Source organism: Methylobacterium ajmalii, assembly GCF_016613415.1.
Taxonomy (GTDB): domain Bacteria; phylum Pseudomonadota; class Alphaproteobacteria; order Rhizobiales; family Beijerinckiaceae; genus Methylobacterium; species Methylobacterium ajmalii.
Window position 1 is genome coordinate 67,708 of record NZ_JACWCT010000087.1, and the last position, 21,118, is coordinate 88,825.

13 protein-coding genes and 2 tRNA genes are annotated in these 21,118 nt (G+C 68.0%); 12 read left to right on the top strand and 3 right to left on the bottom strand.

Annotated elements, in window-relative coordinates; all coding sequences use genetic code 11:
* The first annotated feature begins 377 nt into the window (after positions 1-377).
* The gene (locus HPY23_RS16645; protein WP_200601433.1) at positions 378-701 is read left to right on the top strand and encodes a hypothetical protein; all 324 of its coding nucleotides are present in this window, start codon (positions 378-380) and stop codon (positions 699-701) included.
* Here HPY23_RS16645 and HPY23_RS16650 read toward each other — a convergent pair.
* Positions 698-1,276, bottom strand: coding sequence for a metallophosphoesterase (locus tag HPY23_RS16650; protein WP_200601432.1), 579 nt, complete (start codon positions 1,274-1,276; stop codon positions 698-700). The two genes, HPY23_RS16645 and HPY23_RS16650, sit on opposite strands and share 4 nt — an antisense overlap.
* Before the next feature lie 568 nt (positions 1,277-1,844).
* Here HPY23_RS16650 and HPY23_RS16655 point away from each other — a divergent pair.
* The gene (locus HPY23_RS16655) at positions 1,845-3,332 is read left to right on the top strand and encodes a site-specific integrase (RefSeq protein WP_200601431.1); all 1,488 of its coding nucleotides are present in this window, start codon (positions 1,845-1,847) and stop codon (positions 3,330-3,332) included.
* A gap of 128 nt (positions 3,333-3,460) precedes the next feature.
* Here the strand turns inward: HPY23_RS16655 and HPY23_RS16660 are convergent.
* Together HPY23_RS16660 and HPY23_RS16665 are read right to left on the bottom strand one after the other, a co-directional pair.
* A tRNA-Pro gene (locus HPY23_RS16660) sits at positions 3,461-3,537 on the bottom strand.
* 87 nt (positions 3,538-3,624) lie between these two features.
* A tRNA-Pro gene (locus HPY23_RS16665) sits at positions 3,625-3,701 on the bottom strand.
* Positions 3,702-3,946: 245 nt separating this feature from the next.
* On the opposite strand from HPY23_RS16665, the gene HPY23_RS16670 reads away from it, so the two are divergent.
* The 10 genes from HPY23_RS16670 to HPY23_RS16715 all read left to right on the top strand — a co-directional run.
* A complete protein-coding gene (locus HPY23_RS16670) occupies positions 3,947-5,635 on the top strand; it encodes a histidine kinase famiy protein (protein WP_244537548.1) in 1,689 nt (562 codons plus the stop codon).
* A gap of 100 nt (positions 5,636-5,735) precedes the next feature.
* Complete coding sequence (locus HPY23_RS16675) at positions 5,736-7,133, top strand: esterase-like activity of phytase family protein (protein WP_091885105.1); 1,398 nt, start codon at positions 5,736-5,738, stop codon at positions 7,131-7,133.
* A gap of 516 nt (positions 7,134-7,649) precedes the next feature.
* A complete protein-coding gene (rplJ, locus tag HPY23_RS16680; RefSeq protein WP_091752944.1) occupies positions 7,650-8,183 on the top strand; it encodes a 50S ribosomal protein L10 in 534 nt (177 codons plus the stop codon).
* A gap of 51 nt (positions 8,184-8,234) precedes the next feature.
* Positions 8,235-8,612 carry a 50S ribosomal protein L7/L12 gene (rplL, locus tag HPY23_RS16685; protein WP_060849032.1) on the top strand — a complete coding sequence of 126 codons (378 nt, stop codon included), beginning with the start codon at positions 8,235-8,237 and terminating at the stop codon, positions 8,610-8,612.
* A gap of 271 nt (positions 8,613-8,883) precedes the next feature.
* A complete protein-coding gene (rpoB, locus tag HPY23_RS16690) occupies positions 8,884-13,008 on the top strand; it encodes a DNA-directed RNA polymerase subunit beta (protein ID WP_060849031.1) in 4,125 nt (1,374 codons plus the stop codon).
* Between the two features lie 135 nt (positions 13,009-13,143).
* On the top strand, positions 13,144-17,349 hold the full coding sequence (gene rpoC / locus HPY23_RS16695) for a DNA-directed RNA polymerase subunit beta' (RefSeq protein WP_060849030.1): 4,206 nt from the start codon (positions 13,144-13,146) through the stop codon (positions 17,347-17,349).
* A 433-nt stretch (positions 17,350-17,782) separates the two neighbouring features.
* Complete coding sequence (gene rpsL, locus HPY23_RS16700; RefSeq protein WP_048429408.1) at positions 17,783-18,154, top strand: 30S ribosomal protein S12; 372 nt, start codon at positions 17,783-17,785, stop codon at positions 18,152-18,154.
* Positions 18,155-18,286: 132 nt separating this feature from the next.
* The gene (rpsG, locus tag HPY23_RS16705; RefSeq protein ID WP_060849029.1) at positions 18,287-18,757 is read left to right on the top strand and encodes a 30S ribosomal protein S7; all 471 of its coding nucleotides are present in this window, start codon (positions 18,287-18,289) and stop codon (positions 18,755-18,757) included.
* A 57-nt stretch (positions 18,758-18,814) separates the two neighbouring features.
* Entirely contained in the window at positions 18,815-20,890 is a 2,076-nt protein-coding gene (gene fusA, locus HPY23_RS16710) for an elongation factor G (protein ID WP_060849028.1), read from the top strand.
* A 119-nt stretch (positions 20,891-21,009) separates the two neighbouring features.
* Positions 21,010-21,118: GTP-binding protein (locus tag HPY23_RS16715; protein ID WP_236012443.1), on the top strand; the 109-nt coding region annotated here is incomplete at its 3' end.

Consider the following 21,118-nt stretch of genomic DNA (forward strand, 5'->3'; position numbering starts at 1 on the left):
CGGGCGAGGACGAGACCTCCCCGGAGTGCGATTTCGCGACCTTCAGCCACTGCCCGACGACCGGAGAACCGATTGGGCTCCGCTACTGCCGGAAGAACCCAAATCCCCCGCCTCGCTGGATGCCTGGGATGAAGCGTCCCGAACCCGTCGACGACGAGATCCCTTTCTAAGGAGCGCCCGATGCGAGGACCCGTCAGGGCCGCTGTGAGCCGCCTTCCCCTGCGTGGGGCGGCCGACCGCGAGGGCGGTCTCGTCCGCGACGTCGCCCACGGGCACGAGATACCGCAGGTGTATCAGTGCGCCGAGCTTGGCGGCGGACGGATCTACGTGCCGATCAGCCAGGAGCTCGTCGAGAGGCTGGTGAGGAGCCAGGTCAAATGAAACGCCCCTCGATCCGCGCCAACGACCTCGCGGCACAGAAGGCCTGGCTCGCCGCGGCGGTCGACGCGCCGTTCCACACGCCCCGGATCCTGCCTCGGCTGACGCGCCCGAGGCCGAAGACGGCACCGCCCGCCGCTCCGGAGCCGGGCCTCCTTGCTCTCCTGGACGCGGCACTCCCGCCCGCGACGACGCCTCGCCCTGGAGAGCGCACCGAGGATGTCCTCATGCGCTATTTCGCCGGCGTGATCGCCCCGCTGTCGCCCCTCGCGCTGAAGCGCCGAGAGCTCCGCAGGGCGAGGGAGGCCGCGGCCAGCGCTTAGGCCGCCTCCGCGAGGGCGGCGATCGCAGGCCCCCCGGCTTCCCGCGCGGCGACGTCGGCGAGCAGCTCCTGGACTTCCTGCAGGGTCACCGGCCGGAACGCCCAAGCATCGACGCCGGCGTCGCAGGCCCGGGCCGTCGGCGGGATCGCGCCGTGGCTGTGTCCGTACAAGTGGATGCGGCCACGGTGGCTCTCCGGCCATGCTAAATGGCAGTAGTGAGAGAGCCACAAATCGACAGGATTGGGCATTCCGCGATCTTGGATCGAGATCCTCAAGACGTCACGAATCCCACCCTCCCAGGACAGCTTCTCCCCGCGCTGCTCATGATTGCCACGCAACAGCGTCTTGTGCCCGTTCAGTCGGCCGAAGATCGCCCGCGCGTGCGCCAGCGAGCACCCGTAGGCGAAATCGCCCAGGTGGAAGACGCGGTCGCTCTGCCTGACGCGGTTGTTCCACATCGAGATCAGGAACTCGTCGTGCGCCTCGACCGACGCGAACGGGCGGGGGCGGCCCATACGCTCGCTCATCATGCCCTGGTGCCCGAAGTGCGTGTCCGCCGTGAAAAATGTCGCCATCGGGGAGGCCCCCAGTCGCAGGAGAACGCTTGCCGGCCGGGATCCCCGGCGGCGGGTGGCTGGCTGTCAGGCCAGGCGTTTGCTCGTGCGTAGGGGCTGCATGAAAGCGGGCTCTCCCGAGGTCGCAGGCAGCCTCGCCGATCGGCGCGCCGGGAGCAAGGGCGTCCTCGCACCGTGGTTTCCGGATCCCTGGGCGGCACGCCTGGACGTGGGACCGCGGGGGCCATGACCATTAACCGTGAACCTGCGCAGTCCTTTCGCGGGCCACGTTTTCGGGGGAGTCTGGCCGGATGACTGACCCTGCGAAACCTCATTTCGAACTCGTCGTCGGCACCGTGTTCGAGGGCCGTCCCGCCGCTGCGGAAGCCGCGCACGAGGACGCGCCCCTGGACCTTGAGACCGCGGTGTGGCTGCCGGAGCTCTGCCAGCCCGACCCCGTGTTTGGGCGCGCGCCGCTCTGGACCGCGGCCGCGCTCAGGGGCGCCATCGAGCGCGGCGAGCTCGTCGTCGAGCGGCACGGCAGGCTGATGTTCGTGACGAAGCGGTTGGTCGCCGAATGGAGAGAGAGATGCCGGACGACGCCCACCCCCCGAAGCCCAAGCGACCGCGCCTCTCCCGCGGATCCACCAAGCCCAAGGCCCTCGGCAAGACCGGACGGGGAATGCCCTATCTCTGGTGGCGACCCGGCCGCCCCGGATCCGACGGCATCGAGAGGGGCGGCGTCTGGTGGATCGTCCACCGTGGCAAGCAAGTCCGCAGCACTGGCTGCGGTGCTGGCAAGGACGCGGAACGCGAAGCGCTCAAGCAACTAGACGAACACACGGCCAACCTGTCCGTCATCGCGCCGGACGAGAACGGCGGTCCTCGCAAGAACCGACCCGCCTACGATGTCCTCGTGGCCGAGGTCCTGGACCGGTACCTCGCCGCCAAGAAGGGGCGCCTGGACGAGGCGACCGGCGAGACGAAGGGCGGCGTCGCCCGTCACAACGAGCTCGCGCAGCGCGTAGAGATCCTGCTGACGTGGTGGGGCACGAGGACGCTCGACGAGGTCGACAGCACGACATGCGCCGCCTACACGGCCTCCCGCGTCGGGACCCCTTGGAAGGCTCACGGCCGGGCCGGGCTCGATCGCAACGGGGAGCCGCGCACCGGCGACGGCAAGCCTCTCCGCCGCGGGCATTCCAAGCCCGCGAAGGCGCGGGTCGTGAGCGAGGGCGGGGCCAGGCGCGAGCTCGAAGATCTCAGGGCGGCCATCAACCTGGCGATCGCGGACGGCCTGACGCGTGACACGGTGCGCGTCACGCTGCCGCCGAAGGGCGAGGAGCGCGATCGCTGGCTGACCAAGGCCGAGGCGGCCCGGCTCCTGTTCGGCGCGTGGCGCCGGCGCGAGGTCCAGACCGTCCACTCGGGACCCCGGAAGGGGGAGCGGGTCGTCGGCCGCTGGGTCGGGCGTCACCTCGCCAGGTTCATCCTCGTGGCCCTGCGCACGGGAACCCGGTCCGGGCCGATCTGCAACGCGAGCTTCGTGAAGGTCGAGGGCAAGCCCTGGATGGAGCTCACGACCGAGACGTCGATGGAGGACCACATCGAGAGCGTGACCGTCGACGGCCAGGTCTACGAGCGCAAGGTCCGGATCCCGGTGATCAAGCGGGTCGCGATCTTCCACCGCAAGGCCATCGGCCGAAAGGAGGCCGAGAACAAGCGCGCGCCGACGGTCCGGATGCCCGACAACCTGGTGAACCACCTGTGGCGGTGGCACCACGTCCTGGGGCAGCAGCATGTCGTCGAGTGGAACGGCAAGCCGGTCGGATCGACGAAGCGGAGCTTCGCGAACCTGTGCCACGACCTGGGCTTCGGCGACGACGTCGTTCGGCACTCGCTCCGGCACACGGCGGTCACGTGGGGGATGCAGGCCGGCGTCGATATCTGGGAGTTGGCCGGGTACGTGGGCATGACGGTCGAGATGATCGAGCGCCGGTACGGGCACCACTCGTCGAGCCACATGGAAGGGGCGCGGGCGGCCCTCGGCGGCAAGCGCAAGAAGAAGGCGGCCTGACGGGATCGAACATGTGGCCGAAACATGTGGCCGGGCCTTCGAGGCCGATTTTTGCACGAACCTGTGGCCGAACCTGTGGCCGGGCCCCAGGCTGGTTCTCGGGAAGACGCATTCCCCCTAGGGAGAAATGGTCGGAGTGGCAGGATTTGAACCTGCGACCCCCACGTCCCGAACGTGGTGCGCTACCAGACTGCGCTACACTCCGACGCGCCCGAAGGCACGGGTATCATATCGTCACAGCATCTTGTTCAGATGTCTGCGGTCTCGGGAAGACTCAGGCTCGCGAGAGCGCTGGTCGGAGTGGCAGGATTTGAACCTGCGACCCCCACGTCCCGAACGTGGTGCGCTACCAGACTGCGCTACACTCCGAACGGCCGGCCGCCGGCCGACGAGGGGGCTTATAGCGAGGGGCCCCGGGGGCCGCAAGGCCGTTCGTGCGGCCCGGCCGAGTTTCTTGAAGCCGGCTCGGTTCCGGGGTGCGGCCCGTCCCGGGCGGCCCGCGGGAGGAGCGAGGCGGGGAGGGCGCAACGGGCGCGGGCAGGAAAACCTTGCACGATCTGGTCTCGCCCCCCATTGTCGCGGCTCACAGGGACGGTCGATACCGGCGGGATGGCGTGAGCGAGGACGATCGGGCCGGGCCGATGCAGGCCGGGATGGCGGAGCCGGGCGAGAGCCACTCCGCCGAGGCGCCGTCCCTGGCGCATCTGAAATCGGCGACGATCCGCGAGCCCGGTCTCGACGACCGCGGCAGCGTGTTCTTCGCCGCGATCGAGATGACCCGGATGCCGATGATCCTGACCGATCCCCGGCAGCCCGACAACCCGATCGCGTTCGCCAACCGGGCGTTCCAGGACCTCACCGGCTACACGCAAGCCGAGCTGATCGGCCGCAACTGCCGCTTCCTGCAGGGGCCGGAGACCAGCCGCGAGACCGTGGCCGAGCTGCGCCAGGCGGTCGCCGAGCGCCGGGCGATCGCCACCGAGATCCTCAACTACAAGCGCGACGGCTCGCCGTTCTGGAACGGCATCTTCATCGGCCCGGTCTTCGACGAGGCCGGGGAGATCGTCTACTTCTTCGCCTCGCAGCTCGACGTGACCCGGCGCCGGGTCTCCGAGCAGGCGTATCGTCAGGCGCAGAAGATGGAGGCGATCGGCCAGCTCACCGCCGGCCTCGCCCACGACTTCAACAACCTGCTGCAGGTCGTCACCGGCAACCTCGAACTGGCCCGGGGCTCGGTCACGAGCGAGCGGGCGCAGCGCCAGCTCGCCAACGCGGCCGGCGCCGCCGAGCGCGGCGCGAAGCTGACGAAGCAGCTCCTGTCCTTCGCCCGCAAGGCGCGGCTCGAGCCGCGCCCGCTCAACCTCAACGCCCTGGTGCTGGCCTTCGCCGAGGTGGCGGAGAGCACGCTCGGCCGCAACGTCTCGGTGCGCCTCGACCTGACGCCGCGGCTGCCCGCCGTCACCCTCGACCGCACCAATCTCGAGATGGCGCTCCTCAACGTGCTCATCAACGCCCGCGACGCGATGCCGGCGGGCGGCACGGTGACGATCTCGACCGCGCCCGTCCACCTCAACGGCAACGGCAAGGCCCGCGCCCTGCCGCCCGGCGACTACGTCGCGCTCCGGGTCCGCGACGAAGGGGAGGGGATGCCGCCCGGGGTCGCCGAGCGGGCGACCGAGCCGTTCTTCTCGACCAAGGGCCCGGGCAAGGGCACCGGCCTCGGCCTCGCCATGGCGCACGGCTTCGTGCAGCAGTCGCGGGGCCGGCTGGAGATCGAGACCCGGCCGCGGTCCGCCGAGGCCGAGGGCGGCACCACCATCACGATGCTGTTTCCCGCCGGCCACGACGCCTCGACCGAGGAGGAGCCCGTCGAGCCGAAGGCGGTGCTGCGGCGCGGCGACGAGACCGTCCTGGTGGTCGAGGACAGCGACGACGTGCGGGCGCTCGCCCGCGAATACCTGGAGAGCCTCGGCTACGGCGTGCTCACCGCCCGCGACGGCGAGGAGGCGCTCGAGATCCTGGGTCGCGAGGCGCGCATCGACCTCCTGTTCTCCGACATCGTGATGCCGGGCAGCGTCAACGGCCTGGTGCTGGCCGAGCGGGCCGGGCGCCTGCGGCCGGACCTGCCGGTGCTGCTCACCACCGGCTACAACGAGGACCTGGTGGCGCAGGGGCCCGCGACCCCGACCATGGACGTGCTCGGCAAGCCCTACCGCAAGGCCGAGCTCGCCGACCGCATCCGCTCCGCCCTCGACCGCGGCGCGAAGCGGATGCCGGCCCCGGGCGAGCCGCATCACGGCTGAGGCCGCGCACCCGGATCGCACCGGAGTACCTGTCGTCACCTGGCTGACATGGGAGATCCGCAAGGAACGGGCGCGCTCAAAAGCCGCCCGAGGATTTTCCATGCCGCGCCGTTCCGTTCTCGCCCTCACGCTGCTGATGTCGGTCGCCACCGCCGCCCTGGCGCAGGCCCCGCAGGGTCAGGCGCCGCAAGCGCAGCCCGCGCAGGCTCAAGCCGTCCCGACCTTCCCGGCGACGCTCGCCGGCCACGCGGTGCTGCCGGCCGACGGCGTCGCGCCCCTGCCGGCGGACGCGCCCAGGGACCTCGCCACGCCGGGCAAGTTCACCACCGGGCGCCGGGTCGAGGCGGTCGGCACGGTCGAGGCGCAGTCGATGGGGCGGACGACCAGCATGAAGCTGCCCCTGCGCGGCCAGCCGCTCCAGGGCCATTCCGGCATCAAGCACATGCCGGACGGCACCTACTGGGTGCTGACCGACAACGGCTTCGGCACCAAGGCGAACTCGCCCGACGCGATGCTGTACCTCAACCGCTACCGGATCGACTTCGACAAGGGCGGCGTCGAGCGCCTGGAGACGATCTACCTGCGCGATCCCGACCGGAAGGTGCCGTTCCGCATCGCCAACGAGGCGAGCGAGAGCCGCTACCTCACCGGCAGCGACTTCGACCCCGAGAGCTTCCAGTTCGTCGGCGACCGGATCTGGATCGGCGAGGAATTCGGCCCGTTCCTGATCGAGGTCGACCGCAGCGGCAAGGTGCAGGCGGTGATCGAGACAACGGCCTCGGGCAAGCCGGTGCGTTCCCCCGACAACCCGGCGGTCACCACCCCGGCGATGCCGGGCGGCGCGGTCGCGTTCAATGCCCGCCGCTCCAAGGGCTTCGAGGGCATGGCGGCCTCGCCGGACGGCAGCCGGCTCTACGCGCTGCTGGAGGGCCCGCTCTGGGACGCCGACGCCAAGGCGTTCGAGACCCGCGACGGCAAGGAGGTGCTGCGCATCCTCGAATTCGACACCGGTGCCCGGGCCTGGACCGGCCGCTCCTGGCTCTATCCGCTGGATGCGAACGGCCACGCCATCGGGGACTTCAACCTGATCGACGCCACGACCGGCCTCGTGATCGAGCGCGACGACGGCGAGGGCACCGCCGACAAGGCCTGCCCGGCCGGCCAGAAGGGGCCGGACTGCTTCTCGGTCCCGGCCAGGTTCAAGCGCGTGTTCAAGATCGAGATGACCGACGCCAACCAGGGCGGCCCGGTGCGCAAGATCGGCTCGATCGACCTGATGCGCATCGCCGACCCCGGCAAGAAGGCGCGCAAGCCCCTGACCGACGGGGCGCTCGCCTTCCCGTTCTGGACCATCGAGAACGTCGACCGGGTCGACGACACCCACATCGTCGTCGGCAACGACAACAACCTGCCGTTCTCGGCCAGCCGCGACCCGCACCAGGTCGACGACAACGAGTTCGTGCTGCTGGAGGTGGGCGACTTCCTGAAGGCGAAGTAGGAACGCGGACCCGGGGCACTCCCCTGCGACCGAATTTCCTCCCGCGAGGGCCTGATTTTCCCGTCCCGGGGTCTTGGCAGGCGGATTGCACGCCGCTATAGACCCGGCTCCACGTTTCCAAGTTCGAAAGGATTGGGCCGAACGGCCCGTCCTTGAGAGAGGCTCCCGGGCGACCGGGTGGCCGAAGTGGCCGGAAGGGCTGAGGGGGAAACCCCTTGCGCCCCGTCCGGCCATGTCCTGTCCGAGACTGCAGGCGCCGGTTCGCCGGCTTAATAGCCGCCTGCACAGACGGGGAAGACCGAATTTCACCGCCCCACAGCCCATCCGGGCCGGCGGGGCGTCGGTTTGAACCAATCTCACCCGAGGCGCGGGGCCGCGAGGTTCTTCGTATCGGGGGCAGGGCCGTGAAAGCGTCGTTCAGGACGTCGCGGTCTTCTCGCAAGGCCCCGGCTCATCCTGGGCGGCAACTGCAACCGGCGGGGCCCATCCGGGTTCCGCCAACCGGAGAGAGCCAAGGTGGACAGAGCAGCAAAAGCTGATCTCGTCTCGACGCTCAACGGGGTGTTCACCAACACCTCCGTCGTCGTCGTGGCCCACTACAAGGGCCTCACGGTCGCCGACATGCAGAAGCTGCGCTCGCAGATGAAGCAGGCCGGCGCCACCGTGAAGGTCGCGAAGAACCGCCTCGCCAACATCGCTCTCGAAGGCACGGACGTCGCCTCCATCCAGCCCCTCCTGAAGGGCCCGACCCTGCTCGCCTATTCGAGCGATCCGGTCGCGGCCGCCAAGGTGGCGGTGGACTTCGCCAAGGCCAACGACAAGTTGGTGATCCTCGGCGGAGCCATGGGGACGACCGCCCTGAACCCGGACGGCGTGAAGGCCCTGGCCTCGCTGCCGTCCCTCGATGAGCTGCGCGCCAAGCTCGTGGGCCTTGTCCAGGCTCCCGCGACGAAGATCGCCCAGGTCGTCAACGCGCCGGCCGCCAAGCTCGCGCGCGTGTTCGGGGCCTATGCCAAGACCGGCGACGCCCAGGCCGACGAAGCGGCCTAACGGGCTGTTCGAGTCGAAACCGTTCAAACCGACAACATCAGGAAGTGAAAAATGGCTGATCTTGCCAAGCTCGTCGACGACCTGTCCTCGCTGACCGTTCTCGAGGCTGCCGAGCTCGCGAAGATGCTCGAGGAGAAGTGGGGCGTCTCGGCGGCTGCCGCCGTCGCCGTCGCCGCCGGCCCGGCCGGTGGCGCCGCTGCCGCCCCCGTCGAGGAGCAGACCGAGTTCACCGTTGTCCTGGCCTCGGCCGGCGACAAGAAGATCGAGGTCATCAAGGAGGTCCGCGCGATCACCGGTCTCGGCCTCAAGGAGGCCAAGGACCTGGTCGAGGGCGCTCCGAAGCCGGTCAAGGAGGGCGTGTCCAAGGACGACGCCGCCAAGCTCAAGGCCCAGCTCGAGAAGGCCGGCGCCAAGGTCGAGCTCAAGTAAGACGGTGGCGGGCCTTCCGGCCCGCCCCGCGCTCCGGTACCGGCCTCGGCCGGTCCGGGGCCACCAGCCCGCGGGCCTCGCGCTCGCGGGCTATGGTCGCTTTAAGCGCACCCCCTCGGGATCCGGGGCACGGATCACCATATAGGTTTCAAGGGATGCGGGCGGCCGATCACGGGCGGCCCGCGCGGTCACGGCAGGTTTGATGCGGGTCCGATTCGGCCGGCGTCCCACCGGGGCCGTATAAGCGGTGGATGAGGAGCGAGGTCAACCCATGGCCAACACGCTGGTCGGTCGCAAGCGCATTCGCAAGTTCTTCGGCAAGATTCGGGAAGTCGCCGAGATGCCGAACCTCATCGAGGTCCAGAAGGCGTCATACGACCAGTTCCTGATGGTGGACGAGCCCGAGGGTGGGCGCGGCGACGAGGGCCTGCAATCGGTCTTCAAGTCCGTCTTCCCGATCTCCGACTTCTCCTCGACCGCGCTCCTCGAATTCGTGAAGTACACGTTCGAGCAGCCGAAGTACGACGTCGACGAATGCCGCCAGCGCGGCATCACCTTCGCCGCGCCGCTCAAGGTGACGCTGCGGCTGATCGTGTTCGATGTCGATCCCGATACCGGCGCCAAGTCGGTCAAGGACATCAAGGAGCAGGACGTCTACATGGGCGACATGCCCCTGATGACGGAGAACGGCACCTTCATCGTCAACGGGACCGAGCGCGTCATCGTCTCGCAGATGCACCGCTCGCCGGGCGTGTTCTTCGACCACGACAAGGGCAAGACCCATTCCTCGGGCAAGCTCCTGTTCGCGGCGCGCATCATCCCGTATCGCGGCTCCTGGCTCGACGTCGAGTTCGACGCCAAGGACATCGTGCACGCGCGCATCGACCGCAAGCGCAAGATCCCGGTCACCTCGCTGCTCTTCGCGCTCGGCCTCGACGGCGAGGAGATCCTCTCGACCTTCTACAACCGCGTCGCCTATGTGCGCGACGGCCACGACTGGCGCGTGCCCTACGACGCCGAGCGGCTGAAGGGCTTCAAGGCCACCACCGACCTCATCGACGCCGAGTCGGGCGAGGTGGTGCTCGAGGCCGGCAAGAAGCTGACCGCGCGGGCCGCCCGCCAGATCGCCGAGAAGGGCGTGAAGGCGCTGCGCGCCACCGACGAGGACCTGATCGGCCAGTACATCGCCGAGGACATGGTCAACTACAAGACCGGCGAAATCTACGCCGAGGCCGGCGACGAGATCAGCGAGAAGGTCCTCAAGGGCCTGACCGACGTCGGTATCGAGGAGATCCCGGTCCTCGACATCGACCACGTCAACATCGGTCCCTACATCCGCAACACGCTCGCGGTCGACAAGAACTCGGCCCGCGAGGGCGCGCTGTTCGACATCTACCGGGTGATGCGCCCGGGCGAGCCGCCGACCCTCGACACCGCCGAGGCGATGTTCCACTCGCTGTTCTTCGACGCGGAGCGCTACGACCTCTCGGCCGTCGGCCGCGTGAAGATGAACATGCGTCTCGACCTCGACGCGGCCGACACCGTGCGGACGCTGCGGCGCGAGGACATGCTGGCGGTCGTCAAGGCGCTCGTCGACCTGCGCGATGGCAAGGGCGAGATCGACGACATCGACCACCTCGGCAACCGCCGGGTGCGCTCGGTCGGCGAGCTGATGGAGAACCAGTACCGCCTGGGCCTCCTGCGCATGGAGCGCGCCATCAAGGAGCGGATGTCGTCGGTCGACATCGACACCGTGATGCCGCAGGACCTGATCAACGCGAAGCCCGCCGCGGCCGCGGTGCGCGAGTTCTTCGGCTCGTCGCAGCTGTCGCAGTTCATGGACCAGACCAACCCGCTCTCCGAGGTGACGCACAAGCGCCGCCTGTCGGCGCTCGGCCCGGGCGGTCTGACCCGCGAGCGCGCCGGCTTCGAGGTGCGCGACGTGCACCCGACCCATTACGGCCGCATCTGCCCGATCGAGACGCCGGAAGGCCCGAACATCGGCCTGATCAACTCGCTCGCGACCTTCGCCCGGGTGAACAAGTACGGCTTCATCGAGACCCCGTTCCGCCGCGTGCGCGACGGCGTGGTCACCGACGAGGTCGCCTACCTGTCCGCCATGGAGGAGGCGAAGTACCACGTCGCCCAGGCGAACGCGGTGATGGACGAGAACCGCAAGCTCACGGAGGACCTCGTGGTCTGCCGCCGGGCGGGCGAGGTCATCGTCGTCGGCCCCGAGCGCGTCGACCTGATGGACGTGTCGCCCAAGCAGCTCGTGTCGGTCGCCGCTGCGCTGATCCCGTTCCTCGAGAACGACGACGCCAACCGCGCGCTGATGGGCTCGAACATGCAGCGCCAGGCGGTGCCGCTGGTCCGCGCCGACGCGCCCTTCGTCGGCACCGGCATGGAGGCCGTGGTGGCGCGCGATTCGGGTGCCGCCATCGGCGCCCGGCGCGCGGGCATCATCGACCAGGTCGATGCGACCCGTATCGTCATCCGCGCCACCGACGAGGCCGACGCCTCGAAGCCCGGCGTCGACATCTACCGCCTGCAGAAGTTCCAGCGCTCCAACCAGTCGACCTGCATCACCCAGAAGCCGCTCGTGCGCGTCGGCGACGTGGTGAAGAAGGGCGACATCATCGCCGACGGTCCCTCGACCGAGTTCGGCGAGCTGGCGCTCGGCCGGAACGTGCTCGTCGCGTTCATGCCGTGGAACGGCTACAACTTCGAGGACTCGATCCTGCTCTCCGAGCGGATCGTGAAGGATGACGTGTTCACCTCGATCCACATCGAGGAGTTCGAGGTGATGGCCCGCGACACCAAGCTGGGTCCGGAGGAAATCACCCGCGACATCCCGAACGTCTCGGAGGAGGCGCTCAAGAACCTCGACGAGGCCGGCATCGTCTATATCGGCGCCGAGGTCCACGCCGGCGACATCCTGGTCGGCAAGATCACCCCGAAGGGCGAGAGCCCGATGACGCCGGAGGAGAAGCTCCTCCGCGCCATCTTCGGCGAGAAGGCCTCGGACGTGCGCGACACCTCGCTGCGGGTGCCGCCGGGCGTCACCGGCACGATCGTCGAGGTCCGGGTGTTCAACCGCCACGGCGTCGACAAGGACGAGCGCGCCCAGGCCATCGAGCGCGAGGAGATCGAGCGTCTCGCCAAGGACCGCGACGACGAGCAGGCGATCCTCGACCGCAACACCTACGCGCGCCTCGGCGACCTGCTGGTCGGCCAGTCGCCGGTGGCGGGGCCGAAGGGCTTCAAGAAGGAGACCACGCTCACCCGCGAGCTCTTGACCGAGTACCCCCGGTCGCAGTGGTGGCAGTTCGCCGTCGTCGAAGACCGTCTCATGACCGAGATGGAGGCGATGCAGAAGCAGTACGACGAGTCGAAGAAGCGCCTCGAGCAGCGCTTCCTCGACAAGGTCGAGAAGCTGCAGCGCGGCGACGAGCTGCCCCCCGGCGTCATGAAGATGGTCAAGGTCTTCGTGGCGGTGAAGCGCAAGATCCAGCCCGGCGACAAGATGGCGGGCCGGCACGGCAACAAGGGCGTCGTCTCGCGCATCGTGCCGATCGAGGACATGCCGTTCCTGGAGGACGGCACCCACGCCGACATCGTGCTCAACCCGCTCGGCGTGCCGAGCCGGATGAACGTCGGCCAGATCCTCGAAACGCATCTGGGCTGGGCCGCCGCGGGCCTCGGCCGGCAGGTCTCGCAGGCCGTGGACGCGTACCTGCGCACCCACGACATCGAGCCTCTGCGCGAGCGGATGAAGGCGATCTACAGCGAATCGGAACTGGCCGGCCTGACCGACCAGGACCTCGCCGAGGTCGGCAATAACCTGCGCCGCGGCGTCCCGATGGCCACCCCGGTGTTCAACGGCGCCAAGGAAGCCGACATCGAGACGATGCTGGAGATGGCCGGCCTCGACCGGTCGGGCCAGTCGACGCTCTACGACGGGCGCACCGGCGAGCCCTTCGACCGCAAGGTCACGGTCGGCTACATCTACATGCTGAAGCTGCACCACCTGGTGGACGACAAGATCCACGCGCGCTCGATCGGCCCGTACTCGCTCGTCACCCAGCAGCCGCTGGGCGGCAAGGCGCAGTTCGGCGGCCAGCGCTTCGGCGAGATGGAGGTGTGGGCCCTCGAAGCCTACGGCGCCGCCTATACGCTGCAGGAGATGCTGACGGTGAAGTCCGACGACGTCGCCGGCCGCACGAAGGTCTACGAGGCCATCGTGCGCGGCGACGACACCTTCGAGGCGGGCATCCCCGAGAGCTTCAACGTGCTGGTGAAGGAGATGCGGTCGCTCGGCCTCAACGTCGAGCTCCTGTCCTCCAAGCGCGCGGCGAACGACCAGCTCGAGGCGCCCCCGGAGGCGGCCGAGTAGGCCTGCCCCGACACGACCGACTAAAGACGGCGGCGGGGTCCTCTTCACGAGGGCCCCGGCCGCCGAAACCCGTTTCCCTCAGACGGCGGCCCCGGCTCGGCCCTTCGCGGCGCCCCGTCAGCCAAGGAGCAGATCATGAACCAAGAGGTCATGAATCTTTTCAACCAGCAGGCTCAGCCTCAGAGCTTCGACCAGATCAAGATCTCGATCTCGTCGCCTGAGAAGATCCTGTCCTGGTCCTACGGCGAGATCAAGAAGCCCGAGACCATCAACTACCGCACGTTCAAGCCCGAGCGCGACGGCTTGTTCTGTGCCCGGATCTTCGGGCCGATCAAGGACTACGAGTGCTTGTGCGGCAAGTACAAGCGTATGAAGTACAAGGGCGTGATCTGCGAGAAGTGCGGCGTCGAGGTCACCCTCGCGCGCGTGCGCCGCGACCGCATGGGCCATATCGAGCTCGCCGCGCCCGTCGCCCACATCTGGTTCCTGAAGTCGCTGCCGAGCCGCATCGGCCTGCTTCTCGACATGGCGCTCAAGGACCTCGAGCGCATCCTGTACTTCGAGTCCTACGTCACCATCGAGCCGGGCCTCACCCCCCTGAAGGAGCGTCAGCTCCTCTCGGAGGAGGAGTACCTGCGCGCGCAGGAGGAGTACGGCGAGGACAGCTTCACCGCCATGATCGGCGCGGAGGCGATCCGGCGCATCCTGCAGGAGCTCGACCTCGACAAGATCGCGGCCGACCTGCGCGAGGAGATCGCCACCACCACCTCCGAGCTGAAGCCCAAGAAGCTCCTGAAGCGCCTCAAGATCATCGAGGCGTTCCAGATGTCGGGCAACCGGCCCGAGTGGATGATCCTGACCGTCGTCCCGGTGATCCCGCCGGACCTGCGCCCGCTCGTGCCGCTGGACGGCGGCCGCTTCGCGACCTCGGACCTCAACGACCTCTACCGCCGCGTCATCAACCGCAACAACCGCCTCAAGCGGCTGATCGAGCTGCGCGCGCCGGACATCATCATCCGCAACGAGAAGCGGATGCTGCAGGAGGCGGTCGACGCGCTGTTCGACAACGGCCGTCGCGGCCGCGTCATCACCGGCGCCAACAAGCGCCCGCTGAAGTCGCTCGCCGACATGCTGAAGGGCAAGCAGGGTCGGTTCCGCCAGAACCTGCTCGGCAAGCGCGTGGACTATTCCGGCCGCTCGGTCATCGTGGTGGGCCCGGAGCTGAAGCTGCACCAGTGCGGGCTGCCCAAGAAGATGGCGCTCGAGCTGTTCAAGCCGTTCATCTACGCGCGCCTCGACGCCAAGGGCTTCTCGGCGACGGTGAAGCAAGCGAAGAAGCTCGTCGAGAAGGAGAAGCCGGAGGTCTGGGACATCCTGGACGAGGTGATCCGCGAGCATCCCGTGATGCTGAACCGGGCGCCGACGCTGCACCGGCTCGGCATCCAGGCCTTCGAGCCGAAGCTGATCGAGGGCAAGGCGATCCAGCTGCACCCGCTGGTCTGCGCCGCGTTCAACGCCGACTTCGACGGCGACCAGATGGCCGTGCACGTCCCGCTGTCGCTTGAGGCGCAGCTGGAAGCGCGCGTCCTCATGATGTCGACGAACAACATCCTGCACCCGGCCAACGGCGCGCCGATCATCGTGCCGTCGCAGGACATCGTGCTCGGCCTGTACTACCTGTCGATCGTCGCCGACGGCTCTCCGGGTGAGCACAAGCCGAACGATCCCAAGAACCCGATGCGGGGCGTGTTCGGCGATTTCGGCGAGCTCGAGCATGCGCTCGCGGCTCGCACCGTGACCCTGCACACCAAGATCAAGTGGCGCTGGAGGGGCCTGGATTCCGAGGGCAACGAGGTCTCGCGGATCTACGACACCACCCCGGGCCGCGTGATCCTGTCGAGCGTGCTGCCGCGCCACAAGCGCGTTCCCTTCGACGTCGTCAACAAGCTGATGACGAAGAAGGAGATCTCGGCGATGATCGACACCGTCTACCGCCATTGCGGTCAGAAGGAGTCGGTGATCTTCTGCGATCGCATCATGGGTCTCGGCTTCATCCACGCCTTCCGCGCCGGCATCTCGTTCGGCAAGGACGACATGGTGGTGCCGGACAACAAGTGGTCGATCGTCGACGAGACCCGCACGCTCGTGAAGGACTACGAGCAGCAGTACCAGGACGGCCTGATCACCCAGGGCGAGAAGTACAACAAGGTCGTGGACGCCTGGGCCAAGTGCTCCGACCGTCTCGCCGGCGAGATGATGAACCGCATCTCGTCCGTGCAGAAGGACGAGCACGGCGCCGACAAGCAGGTCAACTCGATCTACATGATGAGCCACTCGGGCGCCCGTGGCTCGCCGGCGCAGATGAAGCAGCTCGCGGCGATGCGCGGGCTGATGGCCAAGCCGTCGGGCGAGATCATCGAGACCCCGATCATCTCGAACTTCAAGGAAGGCCTCGACGTTCTCGAGTACTTCAACTCGACCCACGGCGCCCGCAAGGGCCTCGCCGATACTGCGCTCAAGACCGCCAACTCCGGCTACCTGACCCGCCGCCTCGTCGACGTGGCACAGGACGCGGTGATCCGTGAGGTGGATTGCGGCACCGAGAACGGCATCCGGATGCGTGCGATCATCGATGCCGGCCAGGTCGTGGCCTCGCTGGCGACCCGCATCCTCGGCCGTGCGACGGCCGAGGACCTGGTCGCCAACGACGGCTCGATCATCGTCGCCAAGGGTGAGACGATCGAGGAGAAGCACCTCGAGCCGATCACCAAGGCCGGCATCCAGGAGGTGAAGATCCGCTCGGTCCTGGTCTGCGCGACCCGGAACGGCGTCTGCGCCACCTGCTACGGGCGCGATCTCGCCCGCGGCACGCCCGTCAACATGGGCGAGGCCGTCGGCGTCATCGCGGCGCAGTCGATCGGCGAGCCGGGCACCCAGCTCACGATGCGCACCTTCCACATCGGCGGCGCGGCCCAGATCGCCGACTCGTCCTTCATCGAGTCGAGCTTCGAGGGCACGGTCCGGATCCGCAACCGGGGTCTCGCCCGCAACTCGGACGGCGATCTCGTCGCGATCGGCCGCAACGTCGCGGTGGTGATCGTCGGGCCGGACGGCACCGAGCGGGCGGTCCACCGCCTGCAATACGGCGCTCGCGTCCGGGTCGACGAGGGCGACGCGATCAAGCGCGGCCAGCGCATCGCCGAGTGGGATCCCTACACCCGGCCGATCCTGACCGAGATCGACGGCATCGTGGCCTACGAGGACCTGATCGACGGCCAGTCGATCACCGAGACGACCGACGAGTCGACCGGCATCGCCAAGCGCGTCGTCATCGACTGGCGCGGCTCGGCGCGGACGGCGGACCTGCGTCCGGCGATCGCGGTCCACGACCAGAACGGCCGGGTGCAGAAGCTGCCGCGCGGCTCGGATGCCCGCTCGATCCTGCCGGTGGAGGCGATCATCGGCGTCGACCCGGGCACCCGGGTTAAGGCCGGCGACATCCTCGCCCGCGTCTCGACCGACAGCGCCAAGACCCGCGACATCACCGGCGGTCTGCCGCGGGTGGCGGAGCTGTTCGAGGCGCGCCGGCCGAAGGACGCGGCGATCATCGCCGAGAAGTCCGGCACGATCTCGTTCGGGCGCGACTACAAGAACAAGCGCCGCCTGAGCCTGACCCCGCACGACGGCTCCGAGCCGGTGGAGTACCTGATCCCGAAGGGCAAGCACATCCACCTGCAGGACGGCGACGTGGTCGAGCTCGGCGACTTCATCGTCGACGGCAACCCGGCGCCGCACGACATCCTGGCGATCAAGGGCGTGGAGGAGCTCGCCGCCTACCTCGTCAACGAGATCCAGGAGGTCTACCGGCTCCAGGGCGTGTCGATCAACGACAAGCACATCGAGGTCATCGTCCGGCAGATGCTGCAGAAGGTGGAGATCACCGACGGCGGCGATTCCGAGATCCTGACGGGCGACCAGATCGACCGGATGGAGCTGGCCGAGTTCAACGAGAAGCTGCTCGCCGAGGGCAAGAAGCCGATCCAGGGCGTCCCGGTCCTGCTCGGCATCACCAAGGCGTCGCTGCAGACCCGCTCGTTCATCTCGGCGGCCTCGTTCCAGGAGACCACCCGCGTCCTCACCGAAGCGGCGGTCAACGGCAAGGTCGACAACCTCGAGGGCCTGAAGGAGAACGTCATCGTCGGCTCGCTGATCCCGGCGGGCACCGGCGCGATGATCGCCGACATCAAGTCGATCGCGCGTCGCCGCGACGGCCTGATCATGGCCCAGAAGTCGGCGGAGAGCGGCGCCGCGGTCGCCGAGCGGCTTCCGGCAGCCGAGTAGGGCAGGGGGCTTCCGGCGGGCATCGTGCCCGCCGCACGTTCCAAACAGAGGCCGGCGCCCCGCGAGGGGCGCCGGCCTTTTCGTGTAAGCAGCCAAGCTTTAAAGGAAAGTTTCTGCTTGACGCCCCGGCCCCCAGCCCGTAATAGGCCCTCCTACTGAACGGCTGGCCGTAGGCGACAGCTGATCGACGTGCCCCTCGTGCCTCGATCCAAGTCTCCTAAACGCGACCGAACTTCAAGCGACTGACACGTGTCAGACCGGCATGATCGCTGGGGCTCGTCCCTCGGTGGTCCTCTGCTCGCATGGCGCGCCAAAGGCTGGTTTCAGCCTGGGGCGCGAATTGCGTTGCGCTCCATCCCGGGGCGACGGTCGTTCAGACGAGATTTGCGAAACGACGGTCGCCAGGACGGCGACGCGTTGCGAGAGGAATGGCATGCCGACGATCAACCAGCTGATCGCCAATCCGCGGAAGGCGCAGAAGGCCCGCAACAAGGTGCCGGCTCTCGATGCCTGCCCGCAGAAGCGTGGCGTCTGCACCCGCGTCTACACCACGACCCCGAAGAAGCCGAACTCGGCGCTGCGTAAGGTCGCCAAGGTCCGCCTGACCAACGGCTTCGAGGTCATCGGCTACATCCCGGGCGAGGGCCACAACCTTCAGGAGCACTCCGTGGTGATGATCCGCGGCGGCCGCGTGAAGGATCTTCCGGGCGTGCGCTACCACATCCTGCGCGGCGTGCTCGACACCCAGGGCGTCAAGAACCGCAAGCAGCGTCGCTCGAAGTACGGCGCCAAGCGCCCGAAGTAAGCCTGTCCGACGTCAGTCGAGATACGGACCGGTACTCTATCGCCTGTCCTGCAAGGATGTCGCCGGCAACATGCTGAGGCGGCCTGCGCGGGGCACAACAGTTAATTTTTAGACGTTAAGACGGAGCGAGCGATGTCCCGCCGCCACAGCGCTGAGAAGCGCGAGATCATCCCCGACGCCAAGTACGGCGACATCGTCCTCACCAAGTTCATGAACTCGGTGATGTACGAGGGCAAGAAGTCGGTCGCCGAGACCATCGTGTACGGCGCGTTCGACATCATCGAGGCCCGCGCCAAGGCGAACCCGATCGAGGTGTTCCGCGCCGCTCTCGAGAACGTCGCCCCGGCGATCGAGGTCCGCTCCCGCCGCGTCGGCGGCGCGACCTACCAGGTCCCGGTCGAGGTCCGCACCGAGCGCCGCCAGGCGCTGGCGATCCGCTGGCTGATCCAGGCCGCCCGCTCGCGCAACGACCGCACCATGGTCGAGCGCCTGTCGGCCGAGCTGCTCGACGCTGCCAACAACCGCGGCAACGCCGTGAAGAAGCGCGAGGACACCCACCGGATGGCCGAGGCCAACCGCGCGTTCTCGCACTACCGCTGGTAAAAGCCGCTTCGCCGCCGCCCTCCTGGTGCGGCGGCCCCTACCTTCAGGAGCCCCCCGATGCCCCGCACGCACGCGATCGAGGACTACCGCAACTTCGGCATCATGGCCCACATCGATGCCGGCAAGACCACGACGACCGAGCGGATCCTCTACTACACCGGCAAGTCCCATAAGATCGGCGAGGTCCATGAGGGCGCCGCCACCATGGACTGGATGGAGCAGGAGCAGGAGCGTGGCATCACGATCACCTCGGCTGCGACCACCTGCTTCTGGCGCGACAAGCGCCTGAACATCATCGACACCCCCGGCCACGTCGACTTCACCATCGAGGTCGAGCGTTCGCTCCGCGTGCTCGACGGCGCCGTGTGCGTGCTCGACGGCAACCAGGGCGTCGAGCCGCAGACCGAGACGGTGTGGCGCCAGGCCGACAAGTACGACGTTCCGCGCATCGTGTTCGTCAACAAGATGGACAAGATCGGCGCCGACTTCTTCAAGTGTGTCGCCGACATCATCGACCGCGTGGCCGGCAAGCCGGTCTGCCTGCAGCTGCCGATCGGTTCCGAGAGCTCCTTCAAGGGCGTGATCGACCTGATCAAGATGAAGGCGATCGTGTGGTCGGGTGAGGCGCTCGGCGCCAACTACTCCGAGGAGGAGATCCCGGCCGACCTCGCCGACCAGGCTGCGGAGTACCGCACCAAGCTGGTCGAGGCCTGCGTCGAGATGGACGACGACGCCATGGCGGCCTACCTCGACGGCACCGAGCCGGACGAGGATGCCATGCGCAAGCTGGTGCGCACGGCGGTGCAGCGTCGCGCTTTCCACCCGGTGCTGTGCGGCTCGGCGTTCAAGAACAAGGGCGTGCAGCCCCTGCTCGACGGCGTCGTCGACTACCTGCCGTCTCCCGCCGATCGCGGCGAGATCAAGGGCATCGACTACAAGACCGAGGAAGAGACGATCCGGCGTCCGCTGGACTCCGATCCCTTCTCCATGCTCGCCTTCAAGATCATGGACGATCCCCACGTCGGCACGATCACGTTCTGCCGCGTGTACTCGGGCAAGGTCGATTCGGGCGCGAACGTCATCAACTCGACCCGCGACAAGAAGGAGCGGGTCGGCCGCATGCTCCTGATGCACGCGAACAACCGCGAGGACATCAAGGAGGCGTTCGCCGGTGACATCGTGGCGCTCGCGGGTCTCAAGGACACCCGCACCGGCGACACGCTGTGCGATCCGGTCAAGGCCGTGATCCTCGAGAAGATGGAGTTCCCGGAGCCGGTCATCGAGATCGCCGTCGAGCCCAAGTCCAAGGCGGACCAGGAGAAGCTCGGCATCGCGCTCTCGAAGCTCGCCGCCGAGGATCCGTCCTTCCGGGTCTCCACGGACCAGGAGTCCGGCCAGACCATCCTCAAGGGGATGGGCGAGCTCCACCTGGACATCAAGGTCGACATCCTGAAGCGCACCTATAAGGTCGAGGCCAATATCGGCCAGCCGCAGGTCGCGTACCGGGAGAAGCTGACCAAGCGCACCGAGATCGACTACACCCACAAGAAGCAGACCGGTGGTACCGGCCAGTTCGCGCGGGTGAAGTTCGTGGTCGAGCCGAACGAGCCGGGCGCCGGCTACGCGTTCGAGTCGAAGATCGTCGGCGGCTCGGTGCCCAAGGAGTACATCCCGGGCGTCGAGAAGGGCCTCAACAGCGTGCTGACCGCCGGTATCCTGGCGGGCTTCCCGGTGGTTGACATCAAGGTGGAGCTGGTCGACGGCGCCTACCACGAGGTCGACTCCTCGGCGTTGGCCTTCGAGATCGCGTCGCGGGCCGCGCTCCGCGAGGCGCTGCAGAAGGGCGGCTCGGTCCTGCTCGAGCCGGTGATGAAGGTCGAGGTCGTGACCCCGGAGGACTACACCGGTTCGGTCATCGGCGACCTGAACTCCCGCCGCGGCCAGATCCAGGGCCAGGACATGCGGGGCAATGCGAACGTCATCAACGCGATGGTGCCGCTCGCCAACATGTTCGGCTACGTGAACCAGCTGCGCTCCTTCACCCAGGGCCGCGCGAACTTCACGATGCAGTTCGACCACTACGAAGAGGTCCCGCGCGGCGAGGCCGAGAAGGTGGTTGCCAAGTACGCCTAAGGCGAAACGACGCTTGATGAGATGGCCCGGGTCCGGGCCGGCTCTCAGCCTCCGGTGCCCGCCCAGGTGGGCACCGATCCAGACTATTACGCACGCATTCGATCGACGGAGTATTGGCGATGGCCAAGGAAAAGTTTTCGCGGACGAAGCCGCACTGCAACATCGGCACCATCGGTCACGTTGACCATGGCAAGACCTCGCTGACCGCGGCGATCACCAAGGTGCTGG